Origin of the sequence: Pusillimonas sp. DMV24BSW_D (assembly GCF_011388195.1) — a bacterium.
In the GTDB taxonomy this organism is placed as follows: domain Bacteria; phylum Pseudomonadota; class Gammaproteobacteria; order Burkholderiales; family Burkholderiaceae_B; genus Neopusillimonas; species Neopusillimonas aestuarii.
On record NZ_CP049990.1, the window covers coordinates 2791338 to 2807242 of the forward strand.

General features: G+C 53.0%; 13 protein-coding genes and 1 tRNA gene. 3 read left to right on the plus strand and 11 right to left on the minus strand.

Translation table 11 applies throughout. The features are described 5' to 3' along the window. Positions 1 to 58 precede the first annotated feature (58 nt). The 4 genes from G9Q38_RS13430 to G9Q38_RS13445 form a co-directional block, all read right to left on the minus strand. Positions 59 to 709, minus strand: a complete 651-nt coding sequence (locus G9Q38_RS13430) for a site-2 protease family protein (RefSeq protein ID WP_114421011.1) — start codon at positions 707 to 709, stop codon at positions 59 to 61. A gap of 36 nt (positions 710 to 745) precedes the next feature. Beyond that, the gene (locus G9Q38_RS13435; protein ID WP_166131910.1) at positions 746 to 1372 is read right to left on the minus strand and encodes an L-threonylcarbamoyladenylate synthase; all 627 of its coding nucleotides are present in this window, start codon (positions 1370 to 1372) and stop codon (positions 746 to 748) included. A 50-nt stretch (positions 1373 to 1422) separates the two neighbouring features. Continuing rightward, on the minus strand, positions 1423 to 2961 hold the full coding sequence (locus G9Q38_RS13440; RefSeq protein WP_166131912.1) for a phospholipase D family protein: 1539 nt from the start codon (positions 2959 to 2961) through the stop codon (positions 1423 to 1425). 105 nt (positions 2962 to 3066) lie between these two features. Then, positions 3067 to 3142 (minus strand) — tRNA-His (locus tag G9Q38_RS13445). Between the two features lie 176 nt (positions 3143 to 3318). Here G9Q38_RS13445 and cls point away from each other — a divergent pair. Then, the gene (gene cls / locus G9Q38_RS13450) at positions 3319 to 4773 is read left to right on the plus strand and encodes a cardiolipin synthase (RefSeq protein WP_166131914.1); all 1455 of its coding nucleotides are present in this window, start codon (positions 3319 to 3321) and stop codon (positions 4771 to 4773) included. Here cls and bioD read toward each other — a convergent pair. The 7 genes from bioD to G9Q38_RS13485 all read right to left on the minus strand — a co-directional run bounded on the left by bioD (position 4759) and on the right by G9Q38_RS13485 (position 12021). Then, on the minus strand, positions 4759 to 5445 hold the full coding sequence (bioD, locus tag G9Q38_RS13455) for a dethiobiotin synthase (protein WP_166132421.1): 687 nt from the start codon (positions 5443 to 5445) through the stop codon (positions 4759 to 4761). The two genes, cls and bioD, sit on opposite strands and share 15 nt — an antisense overlap. An 18-nt stretch (positions 5446 to 5463) precedes the next feature. After that, positions 5464 to 6657, minus strand: coding sequence for an 8-amino-7-oxononanoate synthase (gene bioF / locus G9Q38_RS13460; RefSeq protein WP_166131916.1), 1194 nt, complete (start codon positions 6655 to 6657; stop codon positions 5464 to 5466). Positions 6658 to 6662: 5 nt separating this feature from the next. Continuing rightward, complete coding sequence (gene bioA, locus G9Q38_RS13465) at positions 6663 to 8015, minus strand: adenosylmethionine--8-amino-7-oxononanoate transaminase (RefSeq protein ID WP_166131918.1); 1353 nt, start codon at positions 8013 to 8015, stop codon at positions 6663 to 6665. Continuing rightward, complete coding sequence (locus tag G9Q38_RS13470) at positions 8005 to 8871, minus strand: alpha/beta hydrolase (protein ID WP_166131920.1); 867 nt, start codon at positions 8869 to 8871, stop codon at positions 8005 to 8007. The genes bioA and G9Q38_RS13470 overlap by 11 nt, the downstream gene beginning before the upstream one ends. Before the next feature lie 88 nt (positions 8872 to 8959). Continuing rightward, positions 8960 to 10414: a 2-hydroxymuconic semialdehyde dehydrogenase gene (locus tag G9Q38_RS13475; protein ID WP_166131922.1), complete on the minus strand. Its 1455-nt coding sequence runs from the start codon at positions 10412 to 10414 to the stop codon at positions 8960 to 8962. 27 nt (positions 10415 to 10441) lie between these two features. Further along, a complete protein-coding gene (locus G9Q38_RS13480) occupies positions 10442 to 11164 on the minus strand; it encodes a class II aldolase/adducin family protein (protein ID WP_166131924.1) in 723 nt (240 codons plus the stop codon). Further along, positions 11161 to 12021, minus strand: coding sequence for a VOC family protein (locus tag G9Q38_RS13485; RefSeq protein ID WP_166131926.1), 861 nt, complete (start codon positions 12019 to 12021; stop codon positions 11161 to 11163). The genes G9Q38_RS13480 and G9Q38_RS13485 overlap by 4 nt, the downstream gene beginning before the upstream one ends. Positions 12022 to 12247: 226 nt before the next feature. On the opposite strand from G9Q38_RS13485, the gene G9Q38_RS13490 reads away from it, so the two are divergent. Beyond that, the gene (locus tag G9Q38_RS13490; RefSeq protein WP_114421061.1) at positions 12248 to 12982 is read left to right on the plus strand and encodes a GntR family transcriptional regulator; all 735 of its coding nucleotides are present in this window, start codon (positions 12248 to 12250) and stop codon (positions 12980 to 12982) included. A 2-nt stretch (positions 12983 to 12984) separates the two neighbouring features. After that, positions 12985 to 15891: a transporter substrate-binding domain-containing diguanylate cyclase gene (locus tag G9Q38_RS13495; RefSeq protein ID WP_166131929.1), complete on the plus strand. Its 2907-nt coding sequence runs from the start codon at positions 12985 to 12987 to the stop codon at positions 15889 to 15891. Positions 15892 to 15905: the final 14 nt, after the last annotated feature.

Here is a 15905-nt window from a genome sequence, read left to right on the forward strand (position 1 = left end):
ATTAACTCGCAAGTTTAACGGATATAGGCCAAAACCGTTAATCGTTAAGGTAGTTTTACTACAGAAACCACCTGACAATACCCTGGCCCACCATAAGCAGCGGCCGCAAAAGCGTCCAAAGAACGCCCGTTAACATTAAAACGATAATAATCATCAAGCCATAGGGCTCAATACGCGCATATTGATACGCTGCCTTCCCAGGCAACAAACTGAACACAATCCGCCCACCGTCCAACGGTGGCAGGGGCAACAGGTTCAACGCCATAAGAATGAGGTTCACCTGAATACCCGCGATGGCCATTCGCACCCAAAAGTCGGTTGGGGTTGCCCCAAACTCCATGAGAAAGCGCAGCGATAACGCCCACAAGATCGCCATGACCATATTGGAACCCGGCCCGGCCAGCGCTACCCACAACATGTCTCTTTTGGGGTTACGTAAACGCGACCAGTCGACCGGCACCGGCTTGGCCCAGCCGAATAGCAGCCCCGCCCCACCCATTAGTTTGGTGCTAAACAACAAAACCAACGGCACAACAATGGTACCTATAGGGTCGATGTGACGCACCGGGTTTAAACTGATGCGCCCCATTTGATAAGCTGTTGGATCGCCAAACATGCGCGCCACATAGCCGTGCGCCGCCTCGTGCAACGTAATACCGAAGAGCACCGGTAAAGCGTAAACCGTAATGGTTTGAATAATGGATTCCATACTTGACCTACTTCTAAGAAAACGATTCCGTGGGGTTCAATCCAGACCCAGCGCGGCCAGATCCCCCTGCCCGCGACGGACAATTTCGGGTTCGCTTCCAGTCAGGTCAATTACTGTGGTGGGTTCAAAGGGGCATGCGCCGCCGTCGATGACGGCTGCCAGTTGATGCCCATAGCGTTGAGCAATTTCGTCGGCGTCATTAAGAGGATGCGCTTCACCCTCGGGGATCAGCGTTGTGGACATCAATGGCGAACCCATGGTTTCCAGAAGGTCGAGCGCAACCTGGTTATTGGGAATACGGATACCAATGGTTTTGCGTGAGGGGTGGGAAACCCGACGCGGCACCTCACGTGTTGCCTCGAGAATGAAGGTCCATGGACCCGGCGTTGCCATTTTCAGAAAACGATATTGGCGGTTATCAACACGCGCAAAATGCCCTATTTCAGCCAGGTCGCGACATAGAACGGTTAAATGATGACGGGCATCAAGGCCACGAATGCGGCGCAGTGAGTCGGCAGCGGCTTTGTCATCCAGATGCGCAACAACGGCATAACTGGAGTCCGTTGGAATTGCCACCAGCCCACCTTGGTCAATAAGTTGACACGCCTGTTTTAAAAGGCGCGGCTGCGGATTCTGGGGATGAACGGTAAATAATTGGGTCATTCAATCTACTTTTGTTAACGATTACCTGACGGTGACTTGTTATTTAACGGTTAGAGCAGCCAATCGAGCGGAAGTTTCGACATCAGCCAAACCGCCGACCGGGAAAATACATTTGTTTCCGGCTCTGATTCGTAAGCTATCGGTGGGTCGTTGCTGTGATCGCGCCAAATCAAGTTGCCGGCGGGATCAAGCCCCACCTGATAACTGGACTGCGCCAACGCATCTTGTACATTGTCCCACACCTGACTCACCATTTCCGGACTCTCGATGACCAAGCCCATTTCGGTGTTCAGACGAGCCGAACGAGGGTCAAAGTTAAAAGAACCCACAAAAAGATGGGAAGAGTCGACTGCAAATGTTTTGGCATGCAGGCTGGAGGCCGAAGAACTGCCGGAAAACGCCGGCCGGCCGACTTGTCCCACCGAATAAGCAGGTTTCATTTCGAAAAGGGTCACCCCCGCATTTAACAATGCTTTGCGCCATTTTGCGTAACCCGAGTGAACGACGGCAACATCGGTTGCAGCCAAGGAGTTGGTAAGAATGCGAACCTCTACCCCCCTATCAGCCAACTGCGTAAAAAACTGCGTACCGTTCGAAGTGGGCACTAAATACGGTGACACCACCATCAGGCGCTCGTGTGGTGTACCTAACAACTGCGGCAAGGCATCGATTACCAGTTTCCCTGGCTGCGCCAAACCTAACGCTTTTTTGGGGTCATCACTCACCAAATGAACCGGCGCCCAGTGAAACACTAAAGAACCGTTCTGAATTGCATCGACTAACGACTGCTCAGAAACCAATTCATGATAGGCGCGCCCCACTTCCAGGCGGCGTACTTCATTGGCACGCTCGGTAATCGAAACCTTTTCCGCAGGCGCCGACATAACCTGCCATACCGGATAAGAGGACTCGCTGGACCAGTATTTATCGAAATCGTCGGTAACTTCCTTTGCCACGGGCCCCACGGCCAAGACATCGAGATCAACAAATAATGTTTCCTGCCCAAGCTCAAAATACGCGTCACCAATATTACGCCCGCCCAAAATAGACGCGGCGTTATCGACGGTTAAAGACTTATTATGCATGCGCCGGTTCAAGCGCTTGAAGTCGGTTAGATACGACCAGAAACGAAAGTCTCGATGCACGAACGGGTTAAATAAACGAACCTGAATATTTTCATGCTGGTCGACCCCCCATAACAGCGCATCCATACCCTTTGTATTGTTGTCGTCCAGCAACAAGCGTACCGCCACGCCCCTATCCGCCGCCCGTTTCAGAGCATCGAACATCAGCAAACCCGCAACATCGTCATTCCAAATGTAATACTGAACATCGATTGAGCGCTGCGCCGCATTAATAAGCCCCAGCCGCGCTGCCAGCGCCTCGCGCCCGTCCGGCAACAAAGCAACACCCGACTGCCCCGCATTCGCTTGCTTTAGTGGCGCCAAAGTGCGGGCAAGCTCACTGACGGTACTTACGTTGGGTTCAGCCACCTCGGCGGATTCATGCGCCGGTGCAGACAGGCGGCTGCATGCCGCCAGACCCATACACATGAATACCAGTAACAGATATCTAAGAAATGTTGCCACGGCGCTTATATTGCAAAAAAGAATGCAAACAGAATACCGCAAGCGGTGGTAATGAAAAACAAAAAAACCCTGCCGTTCTTGAAACCGGCAGGGTTTTGATATTCTTGGGGTGACCGATGGGGCTCGAACCCACGACAACCGGAATCACAATCCGGGACTCTACCAACTGAGCTACGGTCACCATTGGTGTTAACTGGTGTCGCAAAAAACACTAAATGCGTGCTGCGAAGAATCAAGATTCTAACATGAAATTCGAACCTATATTGCCAACTTATATATACTTCGCCTGTGCAGTACGGAAAGTTCAAACAAGCTTTTTCAGCGCACACCCGAAACCTCAGGTGATACCGACGATTAATGACTGCTATTGATACCCTGCTCTCTGCATACTGGCCTCATATTGCGTTTTTTACCAGTCTTTGTATTGGTGCTATTGCGGCCGTTCACGCCGCCATGACGAAAACCGATGTGCGCGCTGCCATTGGTTGGGTCGGCGTTATTCTGCTTTCGCCATTTTTTGGCGCACTGTTCTACATTATTGCGGGCATCAACCGGGTGCGCAAAGACCAGATTTCCCAGCAACGCGATGCCGCTTTGAAAGAGTATGGTGCCTCAACCACCCAAACCATCACAAGCGTCTCGCAGTATTCCGCCCCGCAGTTCGAATCGCTTAAAACCCTTGGCGACACAATCGGCCACTTTCCGCTTTTAATTGGGAATCGGGCCACTATGCTGCAAAGCGGAGACGAAACCTACCCGGCGATGCTTAAGGCCATTGAGCAGGCGCGCCACAGTATTGTGCTGCAAAGCTACATCTTCGATCACGATAGTGAAGGCATGAAGCTGGCAGAAGCGCTGGAACGGGCGCAAAATCGCGGGGTACAAATCCGGGTGCTTATTGATGCGGTAGGTTCCAAATACTCGCGCCCGCCCATGATTCGCACGTTGCGCAAAAAGAAAATTCCTTGTGCACTGTTCATGACCAACCCGCTGGGCATGCGGATGCCTTATGCCAATTTGCGTAGCCACCGCAAAATTCTGGTGGTGGATGGCGAAATTGGCTTCACCGGTGGCATGAATATTCGCGCAGGGTTTGTGAAGGCCATTGCCGGTAGCAAGGCCACCCGTGACACACATTTCTGTTTTGAGGGCCCCATTGTGGCCCAGTTAATGGCTGTTTTCGCGCACGATTGGCGTTTCACCACCCGGGAGATACTGCCGGTTGACGAATGGTGCAGCAAACAATGGGCTACCACGAACGGCTCAGTGCCGGCGCGCGGCATTCGTTCGGGCCCCGACCGCAACATTGGCAGCAATCACAGCATGCTGCTTGGGGCGTTTGCCGTAGCCCAAAGTCATATTCGTATCCAATCGCCCTATTTTCTGCCCGACATTACTTTGCTTGGTGCCATTGCCACGGCCGCGCGGCGCGGAATTCAGGTCGATATCGTTTTACCGGGCGAAAATAACTTGCGTCTGGTCAGTTATGCCATGATGGCCCAGATCGATCAGGTTATTAAAAGTGGGTGCCGTGTCTGGCTTAATCAAGACACATTCAACCATTCGAAACTTATCACGGTCGATAATGCCTGGTCTTATATTGGATCATCCAATATCGACCCGCGCAGTCTTCGGTTGAATTTCGAGCTTGATGTGGAAATGTACGATCGCAACCTCGCCCAACAGATATCCGCGCAAATCGACCATGAAATTAACCACGCACAACGGCTAACGCTTGATCAGCTTCAAGCCATCCCCTTCGTGAAAAAGCTGCGCAATAAAATTATCTGGCTGGCGTCACCCTACCTTTAGGCAACCGATATCCAGATAACCCGCCGCCAATTTCGCGCTGGGTTCGTTAAAGCGCGGGATACAGCCAAGACATGGCGCAGCTAACGCGTCACGCAAGGTTTGAATATTTTCGTCGCGATAAGGCATCGCCGGATCAACGGTATTGGCCACCCAGCCGGCAAGCATAAGTCCGCGCGAGCGAATCGCTTCTGCTGTTAACAAGGCATGGCTAATGCAGCCTAATCGCAACCCAACCACCATCACAATCGGCAAACCCAACGCCACCGCAACATCGGCCATATTTGTTTCAGACGAAAGCGGCACGCAAAAACCGCCGACCCCTTCCACAATGATTGTATCGGCGCGTTGCGCGGCAGCTTTATAAGCCTGCTGGATCACATCGACACGCATGACTACGCCATTTTTTTGTGCGGCAATATGGGGGGCAATAGGCTCATCCCACAGGTATGGCGTCATTTCATTTTCAGGAAGGGCCACATTCGCTTGCGCGCGCAGCAATTCAATATCTTCGTTAACGCGAACACCGTTGTGTAATGTAACGCCTGCGGCAACTGGCTTCATGGCGGCAACCCGCAGCCCGGCCTGCCCAAAGGAGTACAACAAAGCCGACGAAACCAGCGTTTTACCGATTTCGGTGTCCGTTCCCGTTACGAAGAAAGCGTATTTTGAAATAGACACAATCAACTACCCCTATGTTGCATATTCTTGTTCAGCTTGAACCACCGCACGGGCCAGGCGAGTGACCTCATTGCGCGTATGTGCAGCAGAAAGGGTGATCCGCAAACGTGCGGTATCGGCAGGAACAGTGGGAGGCCGAATGGCGGGCACCCACAGGCCTTGATTCCAAAGAAACGAGCCCACTTGAGACGCCAATTCATTCCCCCCGATAATAACCGGCTGAATCGCCGTATCGGATGCCGGTGCCTGCCACTTCTGCAAATGCAAATATTGTTTAAGAGTCGCCTGATGCGCCGCCAAAGCCGCCCGTCGCTGCCGCCCCTGTGCTCCTGTGATCAAATCAAGACTGGTTTGCAACGCATGCGCCAAAGCGGGAGCCGCCGCAGTCGTGTAAATATAGGAACGCGCTTGTTGCACAATCCACTCAACAAGTTGCTCGTGTGCCACCACAAACGCGCCGGATACCCCGGCGGCCTTGCCCAACGTTCCCATGTAGATCAAGTTGGCGTATTGCAAAGACAACGCTTCAAGCACCCCTAACCCGTGCTCTCCCAACACGCCAAACCCATGCGCATCATCGACCACCAGAATGGCATCGTACTGCCCACATAACTCCGCCAGTTCCCGCAAAGGAGCAAGATTGCCGTCCATGCTGAATACGCTGTCTGTTACAACCACCCGCATCGCCGCCGGCGTCTCGGACAACAACTGCCCCAGATGGGTAACATCAGCGTGCTCATAAATACATGTTGTGGCACGCGCCAGCTTTAAACCGTCGATAATCGACGCATGGTTTAAACGCTCGGAGAAAAAAACCGTTTCTTGTTCCAGACGTGCCAGAGACGTTATCACGGCAAGGTTCGCCATATAGCCGGTAGACAAATACAAGGCACGGGGAGAGTCAAAATAAGGTGAGTACAGTTGCGCCAGACGCGCTTCGAGCAGGGCATGCGCCTGTGAATGACCACTGATTAAATGAGATGCGCCACTTCCCGCCCCGTACCGCTGCGCGCCCTCTTGCAACGCTGCAATGATCTCGGGGTGCGAAGCCAGCCCAAGATAATCATTGCTGCAAAACGCCAGTACGTCGCGCTCATTCACACGAACCTTAGGGCCGCAGGCCGCCTCGACCTGACGCAACCGGCGACGCAAGCCTTGCTGATCCAACGCCGCCAGGCGCTGTGCAATACGAGTCGACAGATCCATTATCTTTAACTTAATACCTGATGCAAAACGGCATGTACGCCATTTGCCAAAAACGCAATTTCCGTATCACTCAAGATATACGGCGGCATAAGGTACACCGTTGTGCCTATCGGCCTGATCAATAAACCGTTTAACAAGGCTGCCGAGAAAAACTGCCGTGAAAACTGCGAAGCCGCCACCGGATCGTCGAACTCGACGTCGAAGGCCCAGATCATTCCCTGCCGGCGGAAATGCTTCACCCGAGGATGCGCTTTAACCGGCGCAAGCGCCTGGCTGAGCTGATCGGCTTTAACGAGATTGCCCTGCAAAACATTGTCCTGCTCGAATATATCAAGCGTTGCAAGCGCTGCACGACATGCAAGCGGATTTCCCGTATACGAATGTGAATGCAAAAAGCCCCGCGTTAATTCATCGCTATAAAACGCGCTGTAGATTTCGTTTGTTGTCATCACCAGCGACAAAGGTAAATAGCCCCCGCTAATGCCTTTGGACAGGCAAATATAGTCAGGCCAAATCTCTGCCTGCTCGCAGGCGAAAAACGTTCCCGTACGGCCGCAACCCACCGCGATTTCATCGGCAATTAAATGCACATGATAACGATCACACAGCTTACGCAAACCCGCCAGATAAGACGCTTCATACATGGCCATACCGGTGGCGCATTGCACCAGCGGTTCAACAATAATAGACGCAATCCTGTCGGCTCGCTGCTGGAATAACGCCTCTACTTCATTCAGGGCAGCCTGTACAACGTTACCTTCGGACACAATTTGCCGGGCATCGGGCGACATCACCACGTGCGCCTGCCCCAACAACGGACCATAAGCATCACGAAACAGAGCCACATCAGTTACCGCCAACGCCCCCAGTGTTTCTCCGTGATAACTACCGCGCAAGCATACAAATTCGCGCTTTTCCGGCTGACCTGAGTTACGCCAGAAATGAAAGCTCATCTTGAGTGCAATTTCAACCGCCGAGGCACCATCGGAAGCATAAAAGCAATGGCCCAAATGGTTCCCGGTTAGTGCGCCAAGTCGCTCTGACAAGAGCACGACCGGCTCGTGTGTGAAACCCGCCAGCATGGCATGTTCAAGTTGGTCGAGCTGCTGTTTTAACGCCTGGTTAATGCGCGGATTGGCATGGCCGAAAAGATTCACCCACCATGAGCTGACCGCGTCAAGCAACCGCCGCCCTTCATGGTCGAACAACCAGGCGCCCTGCCCGCGCGCCAGCGACACAAGCGGAATGTCCTCGTGATGCTGCATTTGCGTGCAAGGATGCCAAACACTTTGCAGGCTGCGTTGCACCCAGTCGGGCTGAAACGTTTCAGATGACACGAGTCCCCCGTTATCGGGCATTGATAATTTGAACCACTTCCCGGGCAAACGGTGACTGCGGGTCACCCAACACGTCCAGCACAGTGAAATGATGAGTGTCAGGCACCACGTGATGGTTGGTCACGCACGCACCCCAGCGCTGCATCAAGGCGGCTGACTGCAAATGGAATTGCCCTGTCTCATGTTCGCCAATAATGGTATGCACTTGTGCACCGAGCGGAGCGGGACGCACGGCCGGGCTTAAGGCTTCGGCGCGCTGTTTGTCGAGCGACAATGCGGCGTTGACGCTTGAGGGGATAAGCGGCGGCAGATCAAACACACCACTAATGGGGAATACATGCCGAATCGGAGGCATACCGCGGTTGTCGTCATCATGCGTGACCATCATGCTCACCAAATGCCCACCGGCGGAATGCCCCATCAGGGAAATGCGATTAGGATCAATAGCAAAACGGTCGGCGCGCGCGTGCAACCATTTTACCGAGTCACGTACTTCAGACACCATTTGCTCAATAGGCGCGTCCGGCGCCAAAGAATAGTTGATCACTGCGACGCTGATGCCGGCTTCCACGTAGGGTGCGGCAATAAAGCCGACGTCGGATTTGTCGCCGCTTTGCCAATAACCACCGTGAACGAAAATCAGCAGAGGCGCACGATCGCCCGCCGCTTTATAGAAATCGAGGTTCTGAAGTGGCCGATCGCCATAGGCAATGTCTTGCTCCGGCTGATGCTTTTGAATGACAGCCTTGGTTGTGTTTTGCCAACCTTTCAAGACATCGGGAAAATCGGAAAAGGCTGCCCGCAGGTTGTAGCCCTTTTCACATAGCGCTTCAGGACACTGAACACGCCCTTGGGCAATTCCGTTAAAACTTGACATACACGGGTCTCCGTTGTTTTAGAGTTCATTGTCATTTCAACCCAACAATATAATCCATAACAACGGAGCCGTGCATGCGCAACGGCGCTTACAGCTTGATGCAAACGTTGCGCGGCTCGGTGTAAAACTCGAATGAATGGACACCACCTTCACGACCGATACCCGATTGTTTGGCGCCACCGAATGCCGTACGTAAATCGCGCAGGAACCAGGAATTTACCCAGCAAAGCCCGACTTCGAGTGCAGCACCCATACGATGAGCCCGGCTCACGTCTTGCGTCCAAACGGTGGCTGCCAAGCCGTAAGGCGTATCGTTGGCCATGTTGATCACTTCTTCTTCAGTATCAAATGGCGCGATGTGGCAGCAAGGACCAAAAACCTCTTCCCGAATCACAGCGGAAGTTTCCGGCAAACCTGTCCAGATAGTAGGTTGAACCCAGGATCCATTGGCCAAATCGCCCGGCAAATCCGGTACACCGCCACCGGTGACAATCGTTGCACCATCGTCAGCGGCTTTCTTGTAATACGACAAGACTTTTTCGCGATGTTCTTTCGAGACGAGCGGACCGAAATTCATGCCCTTATCGGTGGGGTTACCCATTTGAAACGCTTCAGCGCGGGCTTTAAGCGCCTGCACAAAACGCTCGAAAATGGGCCGCTCGACATAGACACGCTCGGTGCCAAGGCAGACTTGCCCTGTATTTTCAAATGAAGAACGGGCAATGCCGGCCACCGCCTTGTCGAAGTCAGCATCAGCAAAAACGATACCCGGATTCTTGCCGCCCAACTCAAATGAAACGGGGCGCACACCATTGGCGGCAGCTTTCATAATGGCTTCACCCGTGCGGGTTTCGCCTGTAAATGTAATGCCGTCCACACCCGGGTGTTCAGTTAAAAACTGACCCGCGGAGTCAGGGCCAAACCCGTGGATAACGTTGTAAACACCTTCGGGCACACCCACGGCATTCATGACCTCGCCCAATAACGTGGCGGTAGCAGGTGTTTCCTCTGAGGGTTTCACTACAACGGTGTTGCCACACGCCAATGCCGGGCCTACTTTCCAGGTCATCAGCAACAGTGGCAAGTTCCAAGGGCAAATAACGCCAATCACCCCGCGAGGCGCACGTACGCCATAATTAATGGCGTGGCCGTTGTCGGGCGTGCGCATTGGGAAGCACTCTGTCGGCGCATTCCGCATCAAATCCGCGAACGCCTTGAAGTTGGCCGCACCACGGGGAATATCCAGGTGGCTCGCCAGCGAATGTGGCTTGCCTGTATCGGCAATCTCGGCTTCCAGAAACGTATCGAAACGACGATTGATTTCATCGGCAATAGCCACCAGCATCGAGCCACGCTCTTCCAGCTTCATTTGGCTCCAAGGCCCGCGCAAGGCGGCACGCGCTGCCTTTACCGCAGCATCCACCTCACCGCGTCCTGCTTCATGCACATGGGCAATCACTTTGCCGTTTACGGGGTTGATGTCTTCGAACGTTTTAGATGTCGACACCCACTGCCCATTGATAAAGTTCTTTATTTCATGCATCGATAAACTCCTTGTTTGCTGATCCAATTAAATGACTTCTGTTTCCAAATCTTCAGACCACTCCGGGTCATCGGCCGCCAGATACGCCCACATCCGCTCAAAAATCCGCCCTGCCGATGTGGCACGTAGTTTCGCCTGGCCCGGACTCACAACACCGTCAAGCGATGCCAGACCGGCTGCCCTTAATTGAAGCTCCACGCGCGCTGCGTCTTCCAGATACCACGTTAACGCGACGGCCATGGCCAGATCTTTACCAGCCACCACAGCCCCATTACCCCGCATGACAACGGCAGGACGCACGTCGAGCTGATCCGCCACCCCCTGCGCCTGCCTGTCGGTTCGAACAAGTTGAATGTCGTTCCACAGCGGTACGCCGGGCGAAAAATACGTCCCCATGCCGTGTCGTGGCATGGGCGTGAGGCCTGCAGCCGAAAGTGTCATCACGTCGCGCGGCATACTGCGAACAATGCCGCCGACATCCTTCCTGCGCCGATAAATTTGCTGATGAATCCGCACTTCGCCCAGTACACCGTTGGGTAAATCACCATGAACAGGCACGACGCGCCCCAAATCCTTGCTGGTAATCAGTCCCATGGGTTTGGCCGCGCACACCAGAAAATGCTGCTCGTCGAGCCGCAAACTGCAATGACCATAGGCGTGCACCAAGCCGGCACGGGCCAGCGCGCGCGCCGCCACACGAACCGTGCGTTGTTGCTGCACAGTGGGTTTCGCTGTTCCCGCGAGGCTCATTTGAACTCCGGGATATCGGGGCGCGAACCCCACATGCAAAACGACTCCGGGGTAAATGGAAAATTCCGTGGCCGATAAGTGTCCTCATCTTCGGGCTGGATCAACCTGACACCGGTTGAATATTCGTACACCATGCCATGCGGCCCTTCAAAATATAAAAACATCGCGCCGGAGGTAGGATGACGGCCCGGCCCAAAACGGATCGGAATATTTCGTTCTTTCAATATGTAATAGGCCCGCATGACATCGTCGATGCTCTCTACTTGATGATTAATATGCTGTACGCCCGGGTAAGTGGACGGAAACAAAGCAATTTTGTGATGCACTTCATCAATGCGCAGCAACGGCGCATCGCCGATTCGGTCACTCACACGGGCCCCCATTAACTCGGTCCAGAAGCGCTCATCGCGACGGGCATTCACCGTTCGCAAACCAATGTGGCTAAAACCAGTAATACCCGCATCGCGAGTGGGAAAATAACGACGGCCGCTATGGTGCGGCTCGTACACCAAATCGACACTGTTGCCTGACGGATCTTTAAAGTTGATGAACTCGCGCACACGACGCTGTTCACATTCGGTTGCCGATCCCAGGTGAACCTGAAAGCCCCTGCCTTCAAGGAATTGAGCCGCCGATTGCAACTCTTCCAAGGTATCCACCTCGAAAGCCACTGTATGATCAGCCGGGTCACCCTCAAAATAACAAAGCGTGTGATCCCGGCTATCGGAACGAAAATACACGGATTTGTTTTCACGACTAGCCACTTCCAGCCCTAACAAATCCGTTGAATACTTAACGGCCGCATCCATATCGGACGTTCCAAGCCTGACATAGCGAATATCATGCAAATGAATCACGACGTTGTTCCTTTTACCCGCAATTTAATCGCGTATCGGCACCTGGGTTCAGGTGCCGACGTTTTCTTCAATTACAAAAGAGTAGCCCCTGAAAATATCGAAGTCAAATATTTTTATCGAGATTTTTGTAAAATTATACTGATTAATGCCTTTCCCGGAAAAATAAGATAAACTTGCGCGGTAATTTGCGGTAACCACGTCCGCCTCTTTCTCCTAAGGGATTTTCATGCTCGAGCGCCCTTCGTCTGACTCGTCCGCCGCGCCACCTGATGACGCATCAGGCAATGCCACTTCACCCAAAACACTGGTTAGCGCCGCTTATCAGCGTCTGCGTCGCGACATCATTGAAGGACGACTGGCGCCTGGGGCGAAATTACGGGTAGAACACTTGAAGGATGAGTACGGTGTTGGTGCCGGCACCTTACGCGAAGCACTGGCTTTGCTGGTATCGGACGCACTGGTGGTGGCCCGCGGGCAGCGGGGCTTTCACGTTAAGCCCATTTCAATCGAAGACTTTCACGATATCACTCGGACCCGCATTTTGCTTGAATGCGAAGCCTTGCGTCAGTCGATTGAATTTGGTGACGACGTTTGGGAGGGGCGCGTTGTTGCTGCCTTTCACCGCCTTGACCGCATAGAGCAGCGGTTAGCCAGTTCCCCTCCCGATGATTTCGACGAATGGGAAGACCGCAATCGTGAGTATCATCAAGCCTTAATCAGTGGCTGTCGCTCGCCGTGGATTCGCCATTTTTTAGGTATTTTGTATCAGCAGGCTGAACGCTACCGACGCCTGGTTATCACACGCAAACCCATTCCCCGCGACTTGCACGGAGAGCATCGTGCTATTCTCGACGCCACATTGGCGCACGATAGCGGAGTGGCCTGCAAATTGCTGGCCGAACATATCAGCATGACCTACGAGGCAGTCAAACAACTTCCCGAAACCCTATTCAGTGAGTAAGAATGCCGGTTGTCCTTTTGTTTCAAAGCTGGCCGGCCCTATGTGCGCTCGTCATTCTGATAAGCCTGTTCACGTCACCCACTCTCGCCAACACCGCTAGTACCAGCCAAGAACCCATTTCAGTCGGCGTCGTTGCCGATAACGAGCCTTACTCCAACTTCAGTGCCAATGGTACCGAAGGATTTTCAATTGATGTTCTGAATGAAGTCAGCCGGATCAGTGGGCTGAAATTTGAGTATCGGGTGGGCAGTTGGTCGGACATTTTCGCTGCATTTCAGCGTGGTGAAATCGACGTCGTCGATGAGGTGTCGTGGCGCGAGGATCGTGCCCAGAGCATGTTGTTCACGCGCCCCTACCATATCCGCCAAACGGTCGTCATGCACGATAAACGTCGTCCATTGCCCTCCATCCGTTCACTTGAAGATTTAAAGCCATACCGGGTGGGTTCACTGAAAGACATTTATTACGCTTCTGTTTTACGTAATGCCGGTTTAAACACGGCCGAATACAGCCTGCAATCTGAAATGGTGCAGGCGTTATCGTTTGGTTGGATTGATGCCATTATCGGGCCGGAAATTACATTGAACTACTTCGCCCGACAAAAAGGTTTTGCCAGTTTGGAGATGGCGTCACCAGCACCTTTAAACGGGCAAGACAAAGAAGATTTTCGACTTGCGGTCGCACTAGACCGTCCCGATTTACAGGCCAAACTGGATCACGCTTTGGCGCAAATCAAACCGGAGTGGCTCGAAAAGCTCCGGATACGATGGCAGGAATTTGGGGGGCGTCCTTTAGTATCAACGCAGTTCGAACTTTCGCCATCCGACAAAGCCACGATTCGCCAACAAGGGCCGTTGCGCGTCGGGCTTATGCGCGACTACGCGCCGTTGTCGTTCGACAATGAGGGTAAGGTCCAGGGGTTGACCGTCGATGTGCTGTCCAGAGTGGCAGACCTAACCGGCGTTCGCGTGGTACCGGTTGTCGACCAATGGCACAATCTGATCGAACTGTTTAAACGGGGTGAAATCGATGTCATGGCGAATATTTCCGACCTGCCTGCGCGTCGCAGCTTTTCCCGTTTCACCGCACCCTATCATCATGTATCGGTCGTTGGGTTCAGTCGCTCATCCGATATACGGCTTGAGTCGGCGGCCGATCTGGACGGCCTGACAGTCGGCTACGGCGCGGGTATCTTCTACGAGAAGGCATTGCAACAGGCTATTGGTTCTAATGCCGTTGCGTTTAGCGACCAGGCTTCCATGTTTATTGCCTTGCAAAACGGTCAGGTCGATCTTGTACTGACTGCGCTCGACAATGGAAACCATTGGGTTCGGGAAATGGGCTTGTACAACTTGCATATCGCGGGCGAACTGATGCTCAACGGCGAAACGGTTCGTGAAGACCTGCGTTTCGCCTTTCGTCCCGCCCTTGAGCCCATGGTCCCCGTTTTCAACAAAGCGTTAAGCGCAATTGCGCCCGCGGAAATGCGCGTTATCGAAAACCGTTGGTTAGGTGCCGCAATGAATAATCCGGCAGCGAATAACCCCCTCACATTTACCAAAACTGAACAAGCGTATCTGGAAAGTCGGAACTATAGGTTGACGTTTTGCGCGCATACCGACTGGATGCCGCTGCAGGGAATATCGGAAGACGGAAAACATGAAGGGATGGCCGCGAGTTTGCTGGGCCACCTTGCCAAACGGTTGTCTGTTCAGTTCGATCACCACCCAACAGAGAGCTGGCCTGAAGCCTTGCAAGCACTTGCTGGTGGCCGGTGCGACCTTTTACCCGCGGTACCCGCCAGCAACACCCTGGAAAGCAACCCAAACATTACACTCACCGACGCTTACTACACTTTACCTACGGTCGTTCTAGGTCGTATCGAAACCCCATTTTTTAATTCGATTACCGAACTGCATGGCAAAAGGATCGGCGTTTCAAACCATACTGCGTGGGCTAACGATTTAAGCCTGTCGCATCCAGGTCTGAACCTGCAACCTCATCGCAACGAAAAAGTAGCCATACAAAAAGTACAGGCTGGAGAACTCTACGGCTATATCGGCACACTGGCAAGCACCAACTTTTTGCTGCAAGAGCTGGAAATTAATGACATACGCGTGGTGGGTCGTATTCCTATGGACACGTCTCTTGCCATTGCCATTCACGAAAAAAACACGGTTCTTGTATCGATTCTGGAAAAAACGCTCGCGACCCTTAGTGCGGCAGAGCGTAAGGATATGGAAAAGCGCTGGCTTTCGATATCGCTGGAAGAAAAAGTGGACTACGCACTTTTATGGAAACTTCTGGCCGGCGCACTTATTGTTTTTGCTTTGCTTATATACTGGAATCGCAAACTTCGGCGCTTGAATCGAGAGTTGGCCCGTGCAAACCAAAAACTTGCCGAAATCAGTACCACCGACCAGCTTACCGGCGTGGGCAACCGAACCTATTTTGAAGAAATGTTCGAGGCTCGTTTCGAGGCGTGTCGAAACGCCAATAGGCCGTACCTGGTAGCCATGATCGACGCTGACCACTTTAAACGTGTTAATGACCAATGGGGCCATGAAGCCGGGGATGCGTGCCTCATGCAATTGGCAAACATTTTGAAGTCACATTTCAGTGATTTCGACAGCGAAATCGTGCGTTTTGGTGGTGAGGAATTTGTAATTTTTGCAACAATTACCCACAGCGAACAGGTTGAAGGCAGGCTGGAAAATCTACGCGAAAGGGTGGAAAAAACCACCATCTCGTTCGAAGCCAACCCCATTAAATTAACCATTAGCATTGGTTATTGTTGCGCTACCCCGCAAGCGTCAGACCTGCCGCAACACTGGTTCAGGGCGGCTGACCGCGCACTTTATGACGCGAAAGACGCCGGGCGAAATTGCGTTATAAAGCGACAACCATAAAGCAATTTCGAACT

Coding starts and splice junctions, on each gene's coding strand:
- G9Q38_RS13430 (WP_114421011.1), bottom strand. CDS start 709: ATGGAATCCATTATTCAAACCATTACGGTTTACGCTTTACCGGTGCTC.
- G9Q38_RS13435 (WP_166131910.1), bottom strand. CDS start 1,372: ATGACCCAATTATTTACCGTTCATCCCCAGAATCCGCAGCCGCGCCTT.
- cls (WP_166131914.1), top strand. CDS start 3,319: ATGACTGCTATTGATACCCTGCTCTCTGCATACTGGCCTCATATTGCG.
- bioF (WP_166131916.1), bottom strand. CDS start 6,657: ATGGATCTGTCGACTCGTATTGCACAGCGCCTGGCGGCGTTGGATCAG.
- bioA (WP_166131918.1), bottom strand. CDS start 8,015: ATGCCCGATAACGGGGGACTCGTGTCATCTGAAACGTTTCAGCCCGAC.
- G9Q38_RS13470 (WP_166131920.1), bottom strand. CDS start 8,871: ATGTCAAGTTTTAACGGAATTGCCCAAGGGCGTGTTCAGTGTCCTGAA.
- G9Q38_RS13475 (WP_166131922.1), bottom strand. CDS start 10,414: ATGCATGAAATAAAGAACTTTATCAATGGGCAGTGGGTGTCGACATCT.
- G9Q38_RS13480 (WP_166131924.1), bottom strand. CDS start 11,164: ATGAGCCTCGCGGGAACAGCGAAACCCACTGTGCAGCAACAACGCACG.
- G9Q38_RS13490 (WP_114421061.1), top strand. CDS start 12,248: ATGCTCGAGCGCCCTTCGTCTGACTCGTCCGCCGCGCCACCTGATGAC.
- G9Q38_RS13495 (WP_166131929.1), top strand. CDS start 12,985: ATGCCGGTTGTCCTTTTGTTTCAAAGCTGGCCGGCCCTATGTGCGCTC.